General features: G+C 65.2%; 2 protein-coding genes. Both read left to right on the top strand.

All coding sequences use genetic code 11. The annotated features are described in order from the left end of the window. Window positions 1-505, top strand: a 505-nt coding sequence (locus tag H8B02_RS47230; RefSeq protein ID WP_229172505.1) for a GyrI-like domain-containing protein, incomplete at its 5' end; no start/stop codon positions are given. A 5-nt stretch (window positions 506-510) separates the two neighbouring features. Further along, window positions 511-1,251, top strand: a complete 741-nt coding sequence (locus tag H8B02_RS47225; protein ID WP_229172504.1) for an SIMPL domain-containing protein — start codon at window positions 511-513, stop codon at window positions 1,249-1,251. The last annotated feature ends 34 nt before the right edge of the window (window positions 1,252-1,285 follow it).

The following is a 1,285-nucleotide window of genomic DNA, read 5'->3' as shown; positions in this document are numbered from 1 at the left end:
GTCGCAGACCCCGGCGCCGCCGCCAGCCGCCCCGGTGCAGACCGCCGACCCGTTCGGCGAGCCGTTCACGCTGGAACCGAAGAAGGTCGTGATGCTGAAGGGCACGGCCAATTGGGATTCGGCCTTCGACGCGCTGATCGAGGCGTTCAAGCAGCTCACCGCGCTGCTCGACAAGGACGGCGTCAAGGCATCGGGCAATCCGATGATCGTCTACACCTCGACCGACGACACCGGCTTCACCTTCATCGCCGAAATCCCGATCGACCAGGACGTCAAGAACCTCGGCAAGAACATGAGCATGGGCAATTCGCCCGATGGCAAGGCGCTAAAATTCGTCCATCGCGGGTCCTACGACAACATGGACAACACCTATGAGGCGATCACCAATCACCTCGACGACAAGAAGCTCGAAGCCAAGGACACCTTTATCGAGGAATACATCACCGATCCGCTGAAGACCGCCGAAGACAAGCTTGTGATCAACGTCTACGTACCCCTGAAGTGAGCCAGATGACCTACCGCCTCCCCGTCGGCCTCCCCCTGGGCCTCCCCATCGCTGCCAGCCTCATCGCGACCACGCTGCTGGCTGCACCCGCACTCGCCGACAGCGACTTCCCGCCGGCGATCTCGGTCACCGGCGAGGCGACCGTGTCGGCGGCGCCCGACGAGGCGCAGCTAGACGCCGGCGTCACGACCGATGGCAAGACCGCACGCGAGGCCACCGACGCCAACAATACGACGATGGGCAAGGTGCTGGCCGCGCTGAAGGGCGCCGGCATCGCGGAGAAGGACTATCAGACCTCGCGGCTGTCGCTGTCGCCGCAATTCGCCAACCGTCCGCCGTCGTCGCCGAACGCCCCGCCCAGCATCGTCGGCTATCACGCGAGCAATCGCGTCACGATCAAGCTGCACGATGTGAACAAGGTCGCTGGCGTCATCGACGTGCTGGTGGGCGCCGGCGCCAACGATATCGGCGGGCTCAACTTCTCGGTTTCGCAGGCCTCGAAGCTGCTCGATGACGCCCGCGAGCGGGCGATTGCCGACGCCCGGCGCAAGGCGGAGATCTACGCCAGGGCCGCCGGCGTCACGCTCGGCGCGCCCGTGAACATCGCGGAAGTCGGCTCGGCGCCGGTCCCGGTGTTCCGCGCCAAGATGGCCACCGCAGGATTCGCCGCGCCCACGCCGGTGGCACAGGGTGAAGAAACGCTCACGGTGAATGTCAGCGTCTCCTGGGCGATCAAGGAGAAGTAAGAGTTACGGTCGTCCCTGCGAAAGCAGGGACCCA

Origin of the sequence: Bradyrhizobium altum (genome assembly GCF_020889705.1) — a bacterium.
Taxonomy (GTDB): domain Bacteria; phylum Pseudomonadota; class Alphaproteobacteria; order Rhizobiales; family Xanthobacteraceae; genus Bradyrhizobium; species Bradyrhizobium altum.
The sequence above is the reverse complement of the archived record's forward strand: the minus strand, read 5'-3'. Positions and strand labels throughout refer to the sequence as shown.